Origin of the sequence: Mesorhizobium sp. M7A.T.Ca.US.000.02.2.1 (assembly GCF_003996995.1) — a bacterium.
Taxonomy (GTDB): domain Bacteria; phylum Pseudomonadota; class Alphaproteobacteria; order Rhizobiales; family Rhizobiaceae; genus Mesorhizobium.
In genome coordinates, this window is the sequence record NZ_RZTT01000087.1 from 1 (window position 1) to 17,739 (window position 17,739).

20 protein-coding genes are annotated in these 17,739 nt (G+C 63.9%); 8 read left to right on the forward strand and 12 right to left on the reverse strand.

Annotated elements, in window-relative coordinates; genetic code table 11:
- Together EOD15_RS11080 and EOD15_RS11085 are read right to left on the reverse strand one after the other, a co-directional pair.
- A partial coding sequence (locus EOD15_RS11080) for a hypothetical protein (protein ID WP_127408483.1) occupies positions 1-412 on the reverse strand: 412 nt, incomplete at its 3' end.
- 5 nt (positions 413-417) lie between these two features.
- Positions 418-1,641: an argininosuccinate synthase gene (locus EOD15_RS11085; protein WP_127321014.1), complete on the reverse strand. Its 1,224-nt coding sequence runs from the start codon at positions 1,639-1,641 to the stop codon at positions 418-420.
- Positions 1,642-1,939: 298 nt separating this feature from the next.
- Between EOD15_RS11085 and EOD15_RS11090 the strand changes: the two genes are divergently transcribed.
- Positions 1,940-4,015, forward strand: coding sequence for a bifunctional diguanylate cyclase/phosphodiesterase (locus EOD15_RS11090; RefSeq protein WP_245463646.1), 2,076 nt, complete (start codon positions 1,940-1,942; stop codon positions 4,013-4,015).
- Positions 4,016-4,138: 123 nt separating this feature from the next.
- Entirely contained in the window at positions 4,139-4,780 is a 642-nt protein-coding gene (locus EOD15_RS11095; protein WP_127321013.1) for a LysE family translocator, read from the forward strand.
- 6 nt (positions 4,781-4,786) lie between these two features.
- On the opposite strand, the gene EOD15_RS11100 is transcribed toward EOD15_RS11095, so the two are convergent.
- The 3 genes from EOD15_RS11100 to rlmN are packed head-to-tail and all read right to left on the reverse strand — an operon-like array spanning position 4,787 to position 6,947.
- The gene (locus tag EOD15_RS11100; RefSeq protein WP_127321012.1) at positions 4,787-5,266 is read right to left on the reverse strand and encodes a hypothetical protein; all 480 of its coding nucleotides are present in this window, start codon (positions 5,264-5,266) and stop codon (positions 4,787-4,789) included.
- A complete protein-coding gene (locus EOD15_RS11105) occupies positions 5,266-5,715 on the reverse strand; it encodes a hypothetical protein (protein WP_127321011.1) in 450 nt (149 codons plus the stop codon). The genes EOD15_RS11100 and EOD15_RS11105 overlap by 1 nt, the downstream gene beginning before the upstream one ends.
- Entirely contained in the window at positions 5,712-6,947 is a 1,236-nt protein-coding gene (gene rlmN / locus EOD15_RS11110; RefSeq protein WP_127321010.1) for a 23S rRNA (adenine(2503)-C(2))-methyltransferase RlmN, read from the reverse strand. The genes EOD15_RS11105 and rlmN overlap by 4 nt, the downstream gene beginning before the upstream one ends.
- A gap of 158 nt (positions 6,948-7,105) precedes the next feature.
- On the opposite strand from rlmN, the gene EOD15_RS11115 reads away from it, so the two are divergent.
- The gene (locus tag EOD15_RS11115; protein WP_127321009.1) at positions 7,106-8,461 is read left to right on the forward strand and encodes a chloride channel protein; all 1,356 of its coding nucleotides are present in this window, start codon (positions 7,106-7,108) and stop codon (positions 8,459-8,461) included.
- A gap of 67 nt (positions 8,462-8,528) precedes the next feature.
- Here the strand turns inward: EOD15_RS11115 and EOD15_RS11120 are convergent, their stop codons facing one another.
- The 3 genes from EOD15_RS11120 to EOD15_RS11130 form a co-directional block, all read right to left on the reverse strand.
- Entirely contained in the window at positions 8,529-9,032 is a 504-nt protein-coding gene (locus EOD15_RS11120; protein ID WP_127268363.1) for an invasion associated locus B family protein, read from the reverse strand.
- 269 nt (positions 9,033-9,301) lie between these two features.
- Positions 9,302-9,664 carry a YkvA family protein gene (locus EOD15_RS11125; protein WP_127322074.1) on the reverse strand — a complete coding sequence of 121 codons (363 nt, stop codon included), beginning with the start codon at positions 9,662-9,664 and terminating at the stop codon, positions 9,302-9,304.
- Between the two features lie 123 nt (positions 9,665-9,787).
- The gene (locus tag EOD15_RS11130) at positions 9,788-10,084 is read right to left on the reverse strand and encodes a 4a-hydroxytetrahydrobiopterin dehydratase (RefSeq protein WP_127322075.1); all 297 of its coding nucleotides are present in this window, start codon (positions 10,082-10,084) and stop codon (positions 9,788-9,790) included.
- A 50-nt stretch (positions 10,085-10,134) separates the two neighbouring features.
- Between EOD15_RS11130 and EOD15_RS11135 the strand changes: the two genes are divergently transcribed.
- Complete coding sequence (locus tag EOD15_RS11135) at positions 10,135-10,653, forward strand: low molecular weight protein-tyrosine-phosphatase (RefSeq protein ID WP_127322076.1); 519 nt, start codon at positions 10,135-10,137, stop codon at positions 10,651-10,653.
- Here EOD15_RS11135 and thpR read toward each other — a convergent pair.
- Both thpR and EOD15_RS11145 read right to left on the reverse strand, forming a co-directional pair.
- On the reverse strand, positions 10,557-11,153 hold the full coding sequence (gene thpR, locus EOD15_RS11140; protein WP_127322077.1) for an RNA 2',3'-cyclic phosphodiesterase: 597 nt from the start codon (positions 11,151-11,153) through the stop codon (positions 10,557-10,559). The two genes, EOD15_RS11135 and thpR, sit on opposite strands and share 97 nt — an antisense overlap.
- Positions 11,154-11,279: 126 nt before the next feature.
- The gene (locus EOD15_RS11145) at positions 11,280-11,924 is read right to left on the reverse strand and encodes an arylesterase (protein WP_127322078.1); all 645 of its coding nucleotides are present in this window, start codon (positions 11,922-11,924) and stop codon (positions 11,280-11,282) included.
- A gap of 85 nt (positions 11,925-12,009) precedes the next feature.
- On the opposite strand from EOD15_RS11145, the gene EOD15_RS11150 reads away from it, so the two are divergent.
- From EOD15_RS11150 to EOD15_RS11165, 4 genes are all read left to right on the forward strand, one after another.
- Complete coding sequence (locus tag EOD15_RS11150; protein ID WP_023811310.1) at positions 12,010-12,705, forward strand: ABC transporter ATP-binding protein; 696 nt, start codon at positions 12,010-12,012, stop codon at positions 12,703-12,705.
- Positions 12,705-15,254 (forward strand): ABC transporter permease, encoded by a 2,550-nt coding sequence (locus EOD15_RS11155; protein ID WP_127408484.1) that lies wholly within the window; start codon positions 12,705-12,707, stop codon positions 15,252-15,254. Before EOD15_RS11150 ends, EOD15_RS11155 begins: the two co-directional genes overlap by 1 nt.
- 228 nt (positions 15,255-15,482) lie before the next feature.
- The gene (locus EOD15_RS11160) at positions 15,483-16,262 is read left to right on the forward strand and encodes a Bax inhibitor-1/YccA family protein (RefSeq protein WP_127271172.1); all 780 of its coding nucleotides are present in this window, start codon (positions 15,483-15,485) and stop codon (positions 16,260-16,262) included.
- Positions 16,263-16,368: 106 nt separating this feature from the next.
- Positions 16,369-16,941: a GNAT family N-acetyltransferase gene (locus EOD15_RS11165; protein ID WP_127323027.1), complete on the forward strand. Its 573-nt coding sequence runs from the start codon at positions 16,369-16,371 to the stop codon at positions 16,939-16,941.
- 140 nt (positions 16,942-17,081) lie between these two features.
- Here EOD15_RS11165 and EOD15_RS11170 read toward each other — a convergent pair whose 3' ends face one another.
- Both EOD15_RS11170 and EOD15_RS36260 read right to left on the reverse strand, forming a co-directional pair.
- Entirely contained in the window at positions 17,082-17,468 is a 387-nt protein-coding gene (locus EOD15_RS11170) for a DUF2794 domain-containing protein (RefSeq protein ID WP_127269004.1), read from the reverse strand.
- An 11-nt stretch (positions 17,469-17,479) separates the two neighbouring features.
- Positions 17,480-17,739: hypothetical protein (locus EOD15_RS36260; protein WP_210212190.1), on the reverse strand; the 260-nt coding region annotated here is incomplete at its 5' end.

The window sequence follows — 17,739 nt, forward strand, 5'->3', positions numbered from 1 at the left end:
CTTCGGTACTGTGGACAACGACCTTCTCGCCAAGGAATTTTTGCGGCGTGGAAAAAACGGCCATGACGTTGAGTTCTTTGGCAAGCTCCGGCGCGGCAACGCCGTCGAGCACGGCCATCGGCCCCGCAGCGGTAAACACGATCGATCCCGTCTCGCGGTCGAACACGCGGATCTTGGCCGGCAGTTCGTATTGGCTGAGAAACGGATTGCCCGAGGCAACCTCCGTCCAGCCAAGCGTTTCAACGGCACCCGGTGCGCTGGACAGCCACAGGGCAAAGTCGTTGTAGGTCGGACCGTCCGCCCTGCACTCGATCAGCGCCGGAAGGTCGAGAGAGGCGGGGTCGAACTCCTGGCCCGCCGCCGGCGTCGCCAGAACAACCAGGGCCGCCAGGCAGCGACCGAAACCGCGCATCCGCCCTACTTGGCGCGGTTGCGCGCGGCCAGCGTCCTCAGCCGCAGCGCATTGAGACGGATGAAGCCGGCGGCGTCCTTCTGGTCGTAGGCGCCGCGGTCGTCTTCGAAGGTGACCAGCGCATCGGAGTAAAGCGTCTTCTTCGACTTGCGGCCGGTGACCATGACATTGCCCTTGTAGAGCTTGAGGCGCACCGTACCCTCGACGTCTTCCTGGCTCTTGTCGATCATCGCCTGAAGCATCAGGCGCTCGGGCGCGAACCAGAAGCCGTTATAGATCAGCTCGGCATAGCGCGGCATGAACTCGTCCTTGAGGTGGGCGGCCCCACGGTCGAGCGTGATCGACTCGATGGCCCGATGGGCCGCGATCAGGATGGTGCCGCCGGGTGTTTCGTAGACGCCGCGCGACTTCATGCCGACGAAGCGGTTTTCGACCAGGTCGAGCCGGCCGATGCCGTTGTCGCGGCCAAGATCGTTGAGTGCCGCCAGCATGGTTGCCGGCGACAATTTCTTGCCGTTCAGCGCGATCGGATCGCCCTTCAGGAATTCGATCTCGATCTCGGTGACGGTATCAGGCGCCTCCATCGGCGACACTGTGCGCTGGTGGACGAATTCGGGCGGCTCCACCCACGGGTCTTCCAGAACTTTGCCCTCGGAGGACGAATGCAAGAGGTTGGCATCGACGGAGAACGGCGCGTCGCCCTTCTTGTCCTTCGGCACCGGGATCTGGTGCTGCTCGGCGAAATTCATCAGGTCGGTACGCGACTTGAACGACCAGTCGCGCCACGGCGCGATGACCTTGATGTCGGGGTTCAGTGCGTAAGCCGAAAGCTCGAAGCGAACCTGATCGTTGCCTTTGCCGGTGGCGCCATGCGCGATCGCGTCGGCGCCGGTTTCCCGGGCTATATCGACCAGATGCTTGGAGATCAGCGGCCGTGCGATCGAGGTGCCGAGCAGGTAGGTGCCTTCATAGACGGCGTTGGCGCGGAACATCGGGAAGACGAAGTCGGACACGAATTCCTCGCGCACGTCGACGACGCGGATGTCCTTGATGCCCATCATCTCGGCCTTGCGACGGGCCGGCTCGAGTTCGCCGCCCTGGCCGAGATCGGCGGTGAAAGTCACGACTTCGGCGCCGAGTTCAGTCTGCAGCCATTTCAGGATGATGGATGTGTCGAGACCGCCTGAATAGGCAAGCACGACTTTTTTGACGTCTTTGGCCTTGGACATTTCTACTCCGTCGATGGCGGACGCCCCAGCCTGGGCGTCACGGATTGTCGCAGCGCCTTTTAGCAGGAACGGCAGAGCGAGCAAGCACGCGTGCATGCACGGCTTCTGGTCCAGCGCATGGCCGGGGGCGGCCGGCAGCGAAAACAATCTGCTGCAATCAAAGGCTGCATTTGCTGGAGGGACTTAATCAAGTTTTCACGCCGTGCCGCTAACACTTACGACAAAGCCGCCTTGACCACGTTCCGGGCGGCTTCTTGCCTGCTTTGTCGTGGGTGTCCTCGGACTCGGGCCGTTCTTGATGCGCGTAATATCATGCATCGCCATGGAGCATAATCTGTGGCTTGTCCTGCTGGCGGCGCTGATGTGCGTCACCGGCTGCTGGGTGACGATCGGCCTCTTCGACCGTTCGAGGAAAACCACCGGCGTGCAGATGAAGGGCTGGCTGTTCCTGACCGCGGTTGCCGCCGGCTCGTCGATCTGGTGCACCCATTTCATCGCCATGCTGGCCTACCAGCCCGGCGCGCCGATCACCTTCGATCCGGTCCTGACCATGGCATCCCTGGTCATCGCCATCATCGGCACCGGGCTGGGCTTCACCCTCGCATCCGGCAAGAGCCGGCGCCTGGCTCCGGAATGGGGCGGCATCGTCGTCGGCCTGGCGATCTCGGCCATGCACTACACCGGCATGATGGCTTATCACGTTGCCGGCATCGTCGAATGGGACGGCTCCTATGTCGTGGCCTCACTGGTCATCTCGGCCGTGTTCTCCGCCTTGGCCGTCGGCCATGCCGTGCGCCGGCCATACCGCTGGTCGCATTATCTCGCCATCGGGCTGCTGGTGCTGGCGATCGTCGGCCTGCATTTCACGGCTATGGCCGCGGTGGCGGTGACGCCGCTGTCCTTCATCAGCACAGGCACCAATCCCGATATTCTGGTGGCAATGGCGGTCGCCGTCGCCGTGGTCGGCCTGATCGTCGCGGCCACCGGCTTCGCCAGCTATCTGATCGATGAGCGTGGCCGTCTGGAGAGTTTCGAGCGGCTTCAGCATCTCGCCCTCAACGACGCCCTTACCGGCCTTCCCAACCGGGTTTCCTTCAACGACCGCCTCGACCATGAGATCGACCGGGCATGCGAGGGCGAGGACACAATGACGGCGGTCATCGTCATCGATCTCGACCGCTTCAAGGAGATCAACGACCTCAGGGGGCATGCGGCCGGCGACCAGGCGCTCAAGATCGTCGCCCGCAGGCTGTCGAGACTCATCGGCGAGGGCGAATTCGTCGCCCGGCTCGGCGGTGACGAGTTCGCCGCCATCAAGCGCTTCAAGGATCAGAAGGACCTTCTCGGGCTGGTCTCGCGGCTGGAGAAATCCCTGTTCGAGCCGTTGCGGCTCGACGATTTTGAAATCGCCGCCGGCGCCAGCATCGGCGTCGCCGTCTATCCGCGCGACGGGGCCGATCGCGAGCGGCTGGTCAGCAATGCCGATCTTGCCATGTACCGGGCGAAGAACGACGTCACGCGGGCCGTCTGCTTCTACGAATCCGCCATGGACGAGACGGCGCGGGCGCGCCGCGCCTTGGCCACCGACCTTCGCCAGGCGATCGACCGCGGCGAGCTTTCGCTGCACTATCAGGTGCAGACCTCGGTCCCGACCGGCGCCACCTGCGGTTACGAGGCGCTGCTGCGCTGGACCCATCCCGTGCATGGCATGATCCCGCCCGTCGAATTCATCCCGATTGCCGAAGAGAACGGCTCGATCATGGCGATCGGCGAATGGGTGCTGCGGACCGCGTGCCGGCAGGCGGCATCGTGGGGCAATGGCCACAAGATCGCGGTCAATTTGTCGCCGGTACAGTTCGCCCATGCCGATCTCGCCAAGCTCGTCCATCAGATCCTGATCGAGACCGGGCTGTCGCCAAAACGGCTGGAGCTGGAGCTGACCGAATCGACGATCGTCGCCGACAAGGTGCGTACGCTGCATGTCCTGCGCCAGATCAAGGCGCTGGGGGTGACGATCGCGATCGACGATTTCGGCACCGGCTATTCGTCGCTCGACACGCTGCGCTCGTTTCCCTTCGACAAGATCAAGCTCGACCGCTCATTCATGGCGGACGTCGAACGAAGCCCGCAGGCCAAGGCCATCATCCGGGCGGTGCTGACGCTGGGCCGCAGCCTCGACATTCCGGTGCTTGCCGAAGGCGTCGAGACGCACGTCCAGCTCACCATCCTGCAAGTCGAAGGCTGCAACGAGGCGCAAGGCTATTTCCTCGGCCGGCCCAAGCCGATCGACCAGATCACCGGGGACGCCGATGTCCGCAACGATCAACTCGTCGCGGAGGAGCCGGCGAGGATGCGGCTGAGCAGGCAGGCATAGGACGCCGCGGCCGCCGTCCAGCGAATGCATTGCAGACGCCTCTGGATCGAGATCAGGTCGCTGCTGTGTCTGGCATCGTCATGGCGCATCCTGTATAGGCCTCCCAATCCCTTGGGGCCGCTCATGTCGTTCATTCCAGACACCGCCACGCTGATCCAGTTCGCCATCGCCACGGTCATCCTGGCGATTACGCCGGGTCCGGACATGACCCTGTTCGTCTCGCGTACGCTGAGCCAGGGCCGTGCCACCGGCTTTGCCTCGATGGCCGGCGCGCTGTGCGGCACGCTGATCCACACCACGCTGGTGGTGGTCGGCGTCTCGGCGCTGATCGTCGCCTCGCCGATGGCTTTCTTCGTGCTGAAGATCTTTGGTGCCGGTTACCTCGTCTTCCTGGCCTGGCAGGCAATCACCAGGGGCTCGGCCTTTTCGCCGGAGAAGAAGACAGGCCCCGAGATTTCGCTGTTGCGCAGCTGGGCGGCGGGCCTCGGCGTCAACCTGCTCAACCCCAAGATCATCCTGTTCTTCATGACCTTCCTGCCGCAGTTCGTCTCCGCGCATGATCCGAACGCACCGGGAAAGCTGTTTTTCCTTGGGCTGATGTTCATCGTGCTGTCGGTGCCGGTGACGGTACCGATGGTGCTGGCGGCGGAAAAGTTTTCGGCGGCGATGAAGGCCAGCCCGCGCGTCACGCGGGTGGTCGACTATCTGTTTGCCGGCGTGTTCTCCGCCTTCGCCCTCAAGATCCTGACGGCCCAGGCGAAGTAGGCGCCGTCATCCTGTCTGGCCATCTTCTTTTGAGTCTGGTTCGCCTTGCCACCAGCTTGCGGCCCAGCGCCCGGCGCTGAGCCAATAAAAGATACCACCGACCATGCCGCTGCCGATCACGGCCATGATGGCGCTGGTGTCCCTGACGACGAAGGCGGTGTCATCGCTGTGGTCGGCAAGCCCGAGGAAAACACCGGCAACCACCGCGCCTGCCAGCGCATAGAACAGCCAGTCGCGCCGGCCGAGGATTTCGGCGAGCAGGATGACGACAGAGGCCGGCATCAGGGCGAAATAGGCGACGAACAGGGCGGCGAAGGGAATTGAGAAATACAGGGAAGCCGTCGCCGTCGGATGCGCATGCTCCGGCGTGTAGCCGAGCGATGCCAGCAACAGGATATTGAGGAAGGCGCTCGCCGCCAGCGAGGCGACGGCATAGCCGAACAGGATGACGGTGAAACGGACGAGGTAACCGACGAGACGCGCCATCAATCCCGGCCCAGAGTCTGTCGCGTGCCGGATCTGCGTCCAGCCAGAAGCCAGTAGACCGAACCGGCGGCGATGCCGGCGGTGGCGAGAAAACCCAGAAAGCCCGGATTGAAGACAAAGCTGCTGGCCGAGCGCGGCATGGATACGCCAAAGGCGATGGACGTGATCGCACCCGTGGCGGCGAAATAGAACCATCCCCGCAGCGAAAACCGTTCGGCGACGAAGAGCGCCGGACCGACGATCAACAGCGCGCCGATCATCACGGTCAACACGGCGAGCGGGAACGAGCCCAGCCAGTCGAAGGCGAAAATGATGGACCAATTGCCGTCCTCGATGCCTTCCAGAAGAGCGATCAGCAGCACCGGCACCAGGATCGAAGTCAGCACCGCGGCGACATAGCCGACCGCCATGATGGCGAAGCGTCTTAGCCAGGCGACGGGGCGGCTCACGCCTCGCCGTGCCCCGCTATCATCATCGCTTCCAGCGCCAGCCGGTCGACCTTGCGCATGCGCTCGGAGTCGGATTTGAGCTGGCCGCAGGCGGCGAGGATGTCGCGGCCGCGCGGCGTGCGGATCGGCGAGGCATAGCCGGCATTGTTGATGTAATCGGCGAATTTCTCGATCGTCTCCCAGTCCGAGCACTGGTAGTTGGTGCCCGGCCACGGGTTGAACGGGATCAAATTGATCTTGGCCGGAATGCCCTTGAGCAGCTTGATCAGTCCCTTGGCGTCCTCGATGGAATCGTTGACGTCCTTCAGCATCACGTATTCGAAAGTGATGCGCTTGGCGTTGGACAGGCCGGGATAGGCGCGGCAGGCGGCGATCAGTTCGTTGAGCGGATACTTCTTGTTGATAGGCACCAGCAGGTCGCGCAGATCGTCATTGGTGGCATGCAGCGAGATCGCCAGCATGACGCCGATCTCTTCGCCGGTGCGGAAGATTTCCGGCACGACGCCGGAGGTCGACAGCGTGATGCGGCGCTTCGACAAGGAAAGGCCGTCACCGTCGGAAGCGATCAGCAGCGCCTTCTTGACCGCTTCGAAATTGTAGAGCGGTTCGCCCATGCCCATCATGACGATGTTGGACACTTTGCGGCCCTCGGCCGGCACGATGGCGCCGTCGGGCGTGTCGCGGTCGGGAAAATCGCCGAGCCGGTCGCGGGCGGTGAGCAGCTGGGCGAGGATCTCCTCAGCCGTCAGATTGCGCACCAGCTTCTGCGTGCCGGTGTGGCAAAACGAGCAGGTCAGCGTGCAGCCCACCTGCGAGGAGATGCACAGCGTGCCGCGACCCTCTTCGGGAATGTAGACAGTCTCGATCTCGACCGGCCGGCCGGCGCCGCGCGGCGGAAAGCGGAACAGCCATTTGCGCGTGCCGTCGGCGGAAATCTGCTCCTCGACGATCTCGGGCCTGGCGACGGTGAAGTGCTTGTCCAGTTCGGCGCGCAGATCCTTGGAAATGTTGAACATGCCGGCGAAATCGGAGACGCCGCGCACATACATCCAGTGCCACAGCTGCTGGGCGCGCATTTTCGCCTGGCGCTCGGGCACAGTGCCTGATGCAACCAGAGCCTCGGCGAGCTCGACCCGCGTCAGGCCGATCAGCGACGGCTTTTCGGGCTGTGCCGCGCGGGCGCGCAACGCGTCGCGGGCGCCGTCAGTGGTGAGATCGAATGAAAGGGTCATGGTTGCACTGATATAAGCGGTTTGCGGCCGATTTCACGCATCGTGCCGGAAAGGAAGCGCGGCGCATAGCACAGGTTGAGGGCAGAGTCATGGGTTGTGCCGGTTTAACCTCTGGCCTGCACGTGTTAGGGCTCGATACTCCCCGCTCGAGGACAGACATGGCCGGCACATCGCGAAGATATCCCATGCTGCGGCGTTCGCGCGCGATGTGGGGCTCACGGCGGGTGTGGCAGCCGCGCCTGGTGTTCTGGGCCGGGGCGCTTGGCATCGGTGTGATCAGCGTGCTGTTCGCGGTGCTGGCGGACAGGGCGCAGGAACTGTTTCACCTGATGACAGGAGACGCAGGTGGCTGGCGTTTCTATCTGCCGCTTGCCGTTACGCCGTTGGGTTTCGTGCTGTGCGCCTGGCTTGCCCACACCTTCTTTCCCGGCTCGCAAGGCAGCGGCATTCCGCAGGCGATCGCCGCCCGCCATCTTCGCGACGACGAGGACCGCGGCCACATCCTGTCCCTCAAACTGGTGGTCGGCAAAATCATGCTCACCATCGTCGGCCTGTTCTGCGGCGCCTCGATCGGCCGCGAGGGTCCGACCGTGCAGGTCGGCGCGTCGCTGATGCTGCAGGCGGCGCGCTGGGGCGGCATGGTGCAGGCGCGGGGCCTGATCCTGGCCGGGTCGGCCGCCGGTATCGCCGCCGCCTTCAACACGCCGCTGGCCGGCATCGTCTTCGCCATCGAGGAGATGGGCCGCACCTACGAGGCGCGTACCAACGGGCTGGTGCTGACGGCGGTGATCCTGGCCGGCCTCGCCTCGCTCGGCCTGCTCGGCAACTACACCTATTTCGGCGTCGCCAAGGACACGATCTCGTTTGCCGCCGAGTGGCCGCTGGTGATCGCCTGCGGCGTCATCGGCGGCGGGCTCGGCGCGCTGTTTTCGCTGCTGGCGTTGAAGGCGACACGCCGGATCCGGCGCTGGAACACTGGGCAGCCCTTGCAGCGCGCTTTGCTGGTCGCGGCCGTCTGCGGGCTGCTGGTTGCAGTGATCGGCATCGCCTCGGGCGGGCTGACCTTCGGCACCGGTTACGTGCAGGCACGGGGCGCCGTCGAAGGCACGCCGCTGCCATGGTTCTTCTTTGCCGAAAAGTTCCTGGCGGGACTGCTGTCGATGATCTCGGGCATTCCGGGCGGCATCTTCGCGCCCTCGCTGGCGGTCGGCGCCGGCATCGGCAGTTCGCTCGGCCTCCTCTTCGGCGCCAGCACGGGGGCTGCGGCACTGCTCGGGATGGCCGGCTATTTCGCCGGGGTGGTGCAGGCGCCGATGACGGCCTTCGTCATCATCCTGGAGATGACGGGCAATCACGACAATGTCATCGCGCTGATGCTGGCCTCGATGCTGGGCTACGGTACGGCGCGGATGATCTCGCACGAACCGCTCTACCACGCGCTGTCGCGTGTTTTCATCGCCGAGGCGATCCGGCGGCGGCGGGCGGAGGCCGGGCCGGGATCGGCGCAAGGCTGAAAGCAAAAGGCCGGGCTTTGCGGCCCGGCCTTTCATTCAAAGCGAAGTGAGTGCTTGCACTCCTTGCCTATTTGCACTTGGCAATCGACGTCAGCGCTGCCGAAATACCTTTCAGCGAGAAGACATAGGAGGTGGGATTGCCGCGGCCGGACTTCGCCGTCACCTTCATGTCGGTGCCGGTCTTCATGGCGGCGATCAGCACCGGCTCCTCGGCGGCATTCTCGACCCAGGCCGATTTGCCGCGGGTGAACATCGAAAACGTCTTCTTGTCGATGGTCACGGTGGCCTTGGAGCCGTCCTGAAAATTGTAGCCGGCAATGAATTGCGGCTCGTAGGACACTTGCTGGCCGGGCCGCTGGCTGACGAAGAAGAACATGTCGCCATGGTCGAGCGTCGGCGGCTGCTTGTCGGTCGGCACGGTCAGGACATAGCAGACCTTGCCGCCCGATGCCTGGTAACTGTAGGTGCCCCAGGCATTGTGCTGGCCGATCTTGGTCGCCGACTGCGCCAGCGCCGGCGCTGCCACGGCCACCAGGACCAGGCTTGAAACTAGTGCAATTAATCCGCGCATCGCTTTTCCCGTATTCCAAATGGTGCGGAGGCAGGCCGGCTTGGCGTCCTGCCCGTCGCTTCATTTTGATTTAATCTGGGTTACCAAACGGTGAATTTCCGAAGAGAAAAGGATCCTCACCCGAGGAAACCGCCGCCATTCCCGCGCCGCCGCCTTGCGAGCGGCTGGCGCGACATCCCTTTGGCGACTTGGAGGCCACGAAAGCGGCAAGAGTTTGACTTTTTACGCTGCCGCAGAAAGCCGGCTTCAACGGCGTTCCGTGCGTGAGTTCAGCCCTTGTCGGCCATGGCGTCCCTGGCGGCTTGCCGGTGCGCAGTGGTGATGTGGGCACTGACGGCGGTGATCGCGGCGGTGAGCACGGCGATGTCGTCGGTGAAGCCAAGCCCGAAGACGAAGTCGGGGATGACATCCACCGGCAGCACGAAATAACCGAGCGCGGCCAGCAGAATGCCTTTGGCGCGCAGCGGGGTGTTCTTGTCCATGGCGCAGTAGTAGGCGGCCACGACCTCTTCCATGTAGGGGATCTGCCGCGCGGCCTTCTTGGCTGTGCGCCAGAATTTCTCGCGCACTTCGCTCTCGTCTGCCAGCTTGCCGCCAAAGCCGAAGAAATCAAAACCGGATTGTTGCGCCATCAGTGTCTCCTTGCGAGCGCCCATGAGCATCCGGCGCATGCCCGCGGGGGAAAATGTGGTGAAACCCGACCCCGGCTACAAGATGCCGGTGCCGATTTGGGCTTGTCGAGGCGATACCAGGCCTCAGGCGCCGGCAAAACGGTTCATTTTCTTGGCCAGATCGATATCGAGCGCGGTGACGCCGCCGGCGTCGTGAGTGTTCAGCGTCACATCGACGGTCTTGTAGACATTCGACCAGTCGGGATGATGGTCCATCGTCTCGGCGGCAAGCGCGACGCGGGTCATGAAGGCGAAAGCCTCGGAGAAATTCGCGAAGGTGAATGTGCGCTTGATGGAAGCGCCGTCTACCGCCAGCGCCCAGCCGTCAAGACCGGTCAATGCGGCTTCAGCGGCTTGCCTGCCCAGTTTCTCTCTCGCCATGTCCATATCCTGTGCTATTCGAAAACGACCCTCACCATAGCGACGGATCGATGAGCGCGAAGCCCATAAACTCCATTCTCTTCGTCTGCCTCGGCAATATCTGCCGGTCGCCGCTGGCGGAAGGTGTCTTCCGCGCGGTTTGGGCCGAGCGCGGGTCGACCCGGGATATCCTGCTCGATTCAGCGGGAACCAGTGACTGGGAGGCCGGCTCTGCCCCCGATCGACGCGCGATCGCGATCGCGGTGCGGCACGGCGTCGACATTTCCGGACAGAGGGCGCGCAAGGTCACGCCGCAGGACCTCCACCGTTTCGACCTGATCCTCGGCATGGACCGGTCGAATGTCGCCGACCTGAAGGCGCTGGCGCCGGCAGCCGTGCAGGACCGCATCCATCTGTTCCTGGAGTTCGCGCAGGGAAAGGCACGCGACGTGCCGGATCCTTATCATGACGAGGCAGAAGCCTTCGCTTCCGCCTACCGCATGATCCGCGAGGCGTCGGAGGCGCTGGCGACAAGGCTGGAGGCGCGGGCGTCCGTGCCTGACAGCGGCCAGGCTTCCTCGACGATGTAGGGTCCGCCGCCGACCGAATCGCGCGACGACATCAGCACGAAACGGCCGATGCGGAACGGCAGCGTCGAGAAATTGCCGCGCGCCGACAGATATTGGGCGACGTCCAGCGGGGTCGAATTGCGTAAGCGTGCCAGCGTGACATGCGGCATGAACTTGCGGGGATCGGCCGGGATGCCGAGCCGCTGGCAGATGCGGTCGATCTCGCACTGAAGGGCGGCCAAACCGGGCGAGGCGGAAGCGCCGGCCCACACCGCATGCGGCTTCTTCTGGCCGAAAGCGCCGACGCCGGACAGCGCCAGCGAGAAGGAAGGGCGGTGGACGCGGTCGAGCGCGTTGGCGATCTCGTCGGCGACATGGCCGGGGACATCGCCGATGAAGCGCAGCGTCAGATGGTAGTTTTCGACATCGATCCAGCGGGCTCCCGGCAAGCCGCCCCGCAGCAGGGACAGCGAAAGGGCAGCGTCACGCGGAATTTCGAGGGCGGTGAAAAGACGCGGCATGAAGAGCCTCCCTTCCTCGAATCGAACTGTGATCCCCAGCGAATCATCGATAGTCAAACGGAGCAAGAGGTTTGTTGGCCACAGTCCCTGTTAAAAAGCCCCCTGCGCGGAAACAGTTCCAATCTGCTAGGAATCGCCCGGCACTGCAGCGATCACCTTCTCGACCGTCGGCAGGATGCGTTCGACTATCTGGTCGACGCCTTCAACGCTCGGATGCAGGCCGTCCTCGAGTTGCATGCCGGGCTGGCCGGCGACGCCGTCGAGAAAGAACGGGTAGAGCACGACGTCGTATTTCTTCGCCAGGTCCGGAAAAATGGCGTCGAACGCATTCTGGTAGTCGGGGCCGAGATTGGGTGCGGCACGCATGCCGGCCAGAAGCACGGCAATCTTGCGCTGCTTCAGCTTGCTCAGCATCTCGTCGAGGTTCTTCCTGGTGATGTCGGGCGAAACGCCGCGCAGCATGTCGTTGGCGCCGAGTTCGAGGATGACCAGTTGCGTGCCGTCGGGCACCGACCAGTCGAGCCGCGCCAGGCCACCGCTCGTCGTGTCGCCGGAAACGCCGGCATTGGCGACGCTCACATCATGGCCTTTGGCGCGAAGGGCAGCCTGCAGCCTGTCGGTAAAGCCCTGGTCCGGCCCAAGGCCATAGCCCGCCGTCAGGCTGTCGCCGAAGCCGACGATTTTGAACGGCTCGGCACGCGCTGACCGCATGGCGCCGCAAATGGCGAGGAAAACCATGAGGCCTGCGGCAATACTGCGTTTGAAAGACATGCGGCAGGCCCCATATGAGCTAGGAATTCTTCAGTCGACGGCTTCCGGCAAGCAGAGCCTTCCCAGATTATAGGACGATTTCATTTTGACAGAAGCCGTCATCGCGCTGAAAGATGTATCCCTGACCCTTGGCGAGGGCGCTTCATCGGTCCATGTGCTGAAGGGTGTCAGCCTTGATGTGGCGACCGGGGAGGCGACCGGCATCGTCGGGCCTTCGGGCTCCGGCAAGTCGACATTGCTGATGGTCCTGGCAGGCCTGGAAAGGGTCGATTCGGGTACGGTCCGAATCGCTGGTGAGTTGCTCAACGGCAAAAGCGAGGACCAGATTGCTTCGTTTCGAGGCCGAAACATTGGCATCGTGTTCCAGTCCTTTCATCTCATTCCCAACATGACGGCGCTCGAAAATGTCGCGGTGCCGCTGGAACTGGCCGGCCATGCCGATCCGTTTTCGGTGGCGGCGCGCGAGCTGGCGGCGGTTGGCCTCAGCGACCGCGTCACCCACTATCCCGGCGAATTGTCGGGCGGCGAGCAGCAGCGCGTGGCGATCGCCCGCGCATTGGCGCCGTCGCCGCGCATCTTGATCGCCGACGAGCCGACCGGCAATCTCGACCAGGCGACCGGGCGGCAGGTCGCCGACCTCCTGTTTGCCAAAGCGGCCGAGCGCGGCATGACACTGGTGCTTGTGACCCATGATCCGGCGCTCGCGGCACGCTGTTCGCGCCAGGTATCGATGCGCTCGGGCCGGATCGAGGCGCCGGCGCCCGTCAAGGTGACGGCCTGATGCCGCTGTCCCGGACGTTGAGGCTCGCGGTCCGCTTCTCGCTGCGCGAGATGCGCGGCGGCCTGTCCGGCTTCCTGATCTTCCTCGCCTGCATCGCGCTCGGCGTCGCGGCCATCGGCGGCGTCAACTCGGTGGCGCGTTCGGTCACCGCCGGTGTCGCAAATCAGGGCCAGACGCTGCTGGGCGGCGACCTTCGCTTCGAGATCAACCAGCGTGACGCCAGCCAGGCGGAGCGCAGCTTCCTTGACGGGCTCGGCACAGTTTCCCGGACCGCCAGCATGCGTTCGATGGCGCGTCTGGCCGACGGATCCGACCAGGCGCTGGTCGAGGCCAAGGCGGTCGACCATGCCTATCCTCTCTATGGCGCGCTGGAGACCGAGCCGGCACTGTCGAAACAGGAACTGTTCGGCGAAGAGTTCGGCGTCTTCGGCGCGGCGGCACCCGATCTCCTGTTCGAGCGGCTGCATGTCAAGATCGGCGACCGGCTGAAGCTCGGCACCGCCACTTTCGAACTGCGCGCCAGGCTGGTCGCCGAACCGGACGCCGTGTCCGACGGTTTCGGCTTCGCGCCAAGGCTGATGATCTCGACGGACGGGCTGGCGGCCACTGGACTGATCCAGCCGGGCAGCCTGGTCGAGAATGCCTACAAGATCCGCCTACCGGCAGACGCCGACGAGGCGCGACTGAAGGGCGTCCAGGACCAGGCGGCCACGGATTTCCCCGAAGCAGGCTGGTCGATCCGCACACGCAGCAACGCGGCGCCCGCGCTGTCGTCGAACATTGAACGTTTCTCTCAGTTCCTGACCCTGGTCGGGCTGACGGCGCTGGTGGTCGGCGGTGTGGGCGTCGCCAATGCGGTGCGCGCCTATCTCGACGGCAAGCGCGGCGTGATCGCCACCTTCAAGAGCCTGGGCGCTTCGGGCGGCTTCGTCTTTGCCGTCTATCTGGTGCAGATCCTGATCATTGCCGCATTGGGCATCGTGCTGGGCCTTGTGCTCGGCGCGCTGATGCCGTTCGCAGCGAGTGCGGCCTTGCAATCCGTCATTCCGGTGCCGGCCGCAGGCGGCTTCTATCCCGGCGCGCTCGGCATGGCGGCGCTGTTCGGCCTGCTGGTGACGTTGGCTTTCGCGCTGCTGCCGCTCGGCCGCGCCCGCGATGTGCCGGCAACCGCGCTGTTTCGCGAGATGGGGCTGGAAGGCCGCAGCTTGCCGCGCCCCGCCTATGTCGCGGCGGCCATAGGCATCGCGCTGTTGCTGGCGGCGCTGGCCATTCTGTTTTCCGGCGACCAGCGCATCGCCTCGATCTTTGTCGGCGCTACCGTCTTCGCCTTCCTGGTGCTGCGCGTGGTCGGCGCACTGGTGCAATGGGCGGCCAGGAAGAGCCCGCGCGTGCGCTTCGTGGCGCTCAGGCTCGCTATCGGCAACATCCATCGGCCAGGCGCGCTGACGCCATCGGTGGTGCTGTCCTTGGGGCTCGGCCTGACGCTGCTGGTGACGCTGGCGCTAATCGACGGCAATCTCAGGCGGCAGATCTCCGGCAGCCTGCCGGAACGGGCGCCGAACTTCTTCTTCGTCGACATCCAGAGCGCCGATGTCGCGTCGTTCTCGGCGCTGATCGGCAAGCAGGCGCCGCAGGGTGTGCTGGCCAAGGTGCCGATGCTGCGCGGCCGGGTGATGGCGCTGAACGGTATCGATGTCGACAAGGTGAAGGTGCCGGCGGAAGGCGCCTGGGTGCTGAGGGGCGACCGCGGCCTGACCTATGACACCAGGCAGCCGGAGAACGCGACGTTGACCGAGGGCAGTTGGTGGCCCGAAAATTACAGCGGCGAGCCGCTGGTTTCGTTTTCGGCGCAGGAAGGCAAGGAGATCGGGCTGAAGCTCGGCGATACCATCACCGTCAACGTGCTCGGACGCAATGTCACCGCCAGGATCGCCAATTTCCGCCAGGTCGAGTGGGAGACGATGGGCATCAATTTCGTCATGGTGTTCTCGCCCAACACATTCGCGGGCGCCCCGCATGGCTGGATGGCGACGCTGACCGAAAAGAGTACCTCGACGGCCGACGACGCCCGCATCCTCAACGCCGTCACCCGCGCCTTCCCGGCGGTGACGACGGTGCGGGTCAAGGACGCGCTCGATGTCGTCAACCGGCTGGTCGGACAGCTCGGCTCGGCGGTCCGAGCCGCGGCCGGCGTGGCGCTGATCGCTTCGGTGCTGGTGCTGGCCGGCGCGCTCGCCGCCGGCAACCGGGCGCGCATCCATGATGCGGTGGTGCTGAAGACGCTGGGGGCGACACGCACGACGCTGATATCGGCCTTCTCGCTCGAATACATGCTGATCGGACTGGCCACCGCCATCTTCGCGCTGGCGGCGGGCAGTGCGGCGGCCTGGTTCGTCGTCGCGCGCATCATGACATTGCCGTCGCATTTCATGCCCGAGGTGGCAGTGGCGACCATTCTGTTTTCGCTGGTGATCACGGTCGGCATTGGTCTTGCCGGCACCTGGCGGGTGCTCGGCCACAAGGCAGCACCGGTGCTGCGCAATTTGTGACGACAGGCCCGGAAATGGGCATCCTGGATTAAATCTTGGTAAGAAAGCCCTCCGAAAAGCCGAGGAATCGGCACTTCGCCCTCTCACGAACCGTTACATCCGGTTACGGACTTGTTCTTGACGCGAATAACCATCATATTTCGCCACAGGCATGCTGGAGCCCTGCCAGCGGCGCCTGGATCCGGAAGGACCTGACACCCGACGGGGCAGAAGCAATAGAGGACTACAATGGCTGATCCCATTCGCAACTACCAGACGCGCGCCGTGCCCGGCGTCAGCGTCGGTGCCGACATCGATCAGGGCCTGCGCGCCTATATGATCAGGGTCTACAATCTGATGGGGCTTGGCCTCCTCATCACTGGTCTTGCCGCGATCGGCACGATCATGCTGGCCACCACCACCGATCCGGCTTCGGCTGTCGCGACGCTGCCAAGCGGCGAGATGCTGACCTCCTTCGGCTACGCGATCTTCGGCTCGCCGCTGCGCTGGGTGGTGATGCTGGCGCCGCTGGCTGCCGTGCTGTTCCTGTCGTTCCGCGTTCAGTCGATGAGCGTTTCGGCGGCGCAGACGACGTTCTGGGTCTATGCTGGTCTCGTCGGCCTGTCGCTGTCTTCGATCTTCCTGGTCTACACCACGGCCAGCATCTCACAGACCTTCTTCGCCACGGCCGCCGCCTTCGGTGCGCTGTCGCTGTTCGGCTACACCACCAAGCGCGACCTGACGGCGATGGGCTCGTTCCTGATCATGGGCGTGTTCGGCATCATCATCGCGTCGGTGATCAATATCTTCCTGCAGTCGTCGGCGCTGTCCTTTGCCGTGTCGGCGATCGGCGTGCTGGTCTTCGCGGGCCTGACCGCCTATGACACGCAGAAGATCAAGGAGATGTATTTCGAGGGCGACACTTCCGACGTCGCCGGCCGCAAGGCGATCATGGGCGCTCTGACGCTCTATCTCGACTTCATCAACCTGTTCATGTTCCTGCTGCAGTTCATGGGCGACCGCCGCTAAAGCGGCATTGGACCATCAACTTCCGGAAGGGCGGCCCAACGGCCGCCCTTTTCTTTTGTCTTGGCCTTTGCTGTTATTACGAGCAGAGAAACGGCATGCATAAACAATGAGCAATATTGCGATCCGGCCCGCCACGGTGGCCGACCTCGACAGCGTCACGGACATCTATGCCGATGCGGTGACCCAAGGCACGGCGAGCTATGAGCTGGAGCCGCCGAGCCGTGCGGAGATGGATGTTCGATTCGACAGCCTGACGGCCGGCGGCTTTCCTTACCTGGTGGCGGAGAAGGACGGGACCGTTCTCGGCTACGCCTATGCCGGCGCCTTCCGGCCACGCCCGGCCTATCGCTTCATCGTCGAGGATTCGGTCTATGTCGCGCCCGAGGCCAAGGGCCAGGGCGTCGGGCTCAAGCTGATGCAAAGCCTGATCGAGGCAGTGACGACGGCGGGCTTTCGCCAGATCATCGCGGTGATCGGCGATGGCCGTCCCGACAGCGCCTCGGTGCGGTTGCACGAAAAGCTCGGCTTTCGCCATTCGGGACGCCTTGAAGGTTCCGGCTACAAGCATGGGCGCTGGCTGGACACCGTGTTCATGCAGCTGTCGCTGAATGGCGGTGCGACGCTGCCGCCGGATCCCGAATCGCTGCCGGAGCGGAAGTTTCGTCTTAGGGGGAACTGAAGAATTGAAGAATTGAAGAATTGAAGAATTGAAGAATTGAAGAAGATAGCGTCAGGCGCCGAGTGCCTTTTCATCAATTCATCAATTCTTCAATTCATCAATTCTTCAGCTCTTCAATTCCCCTGCTCTAATTCCCCAACTCAGGCTTCGACCAGCTTCAGCTTGCTGTCGAACACACCAAGCACGCGGCCGAGTTCCTGGCCGCGCTTCAGGATGCGGCCGCCGGCGGCGATGACGGCAAAAGCGCCCTGCTTGCGGGCCAGTTTCGGATCCTTGACGATCTGGAACAGCGGCACTTCGCTGGTGCGGCGGAATACGGAAAACACAGCGCGGTCCGCAAGATGATCGATGGCGTAGTCGCGCCATTCATTGGCGGCGACCATGCGGCCGTAGAGCCTGAGGATCTGGTCCAACTCGCGGCGGTCGAACCGCACCGGCTGATCGAGACGTTCGCGTCGCGCCTCGTGCAGCGGGATCAATATCGCGGATGCATCCCCATCCCCCGTCCCGCCGCTGTCATCGGTCATGCCTCGATCCTTCAAAATGAATCTTTGCCAACCAAAGTTGGCGTGTTCGCGACTGAATTGCAAGCCCAGCGAACCGAGCCCCGCGCCGCGCTGTTTCCGTTACGTCCAGTCACTTTTATGAAACGCCGTGTTGGAATTGGTGATGTTCCGCCACATTTCTGCCTTTTTTTATCCGCGCTCATGCCCCAATGTCCGACGAATTTACCGGTGTTGCCTGAGACGGTTCGGTCCGGCACCGGCTCGTAAACCCCAAGCCCCCCGCCCACGGGTC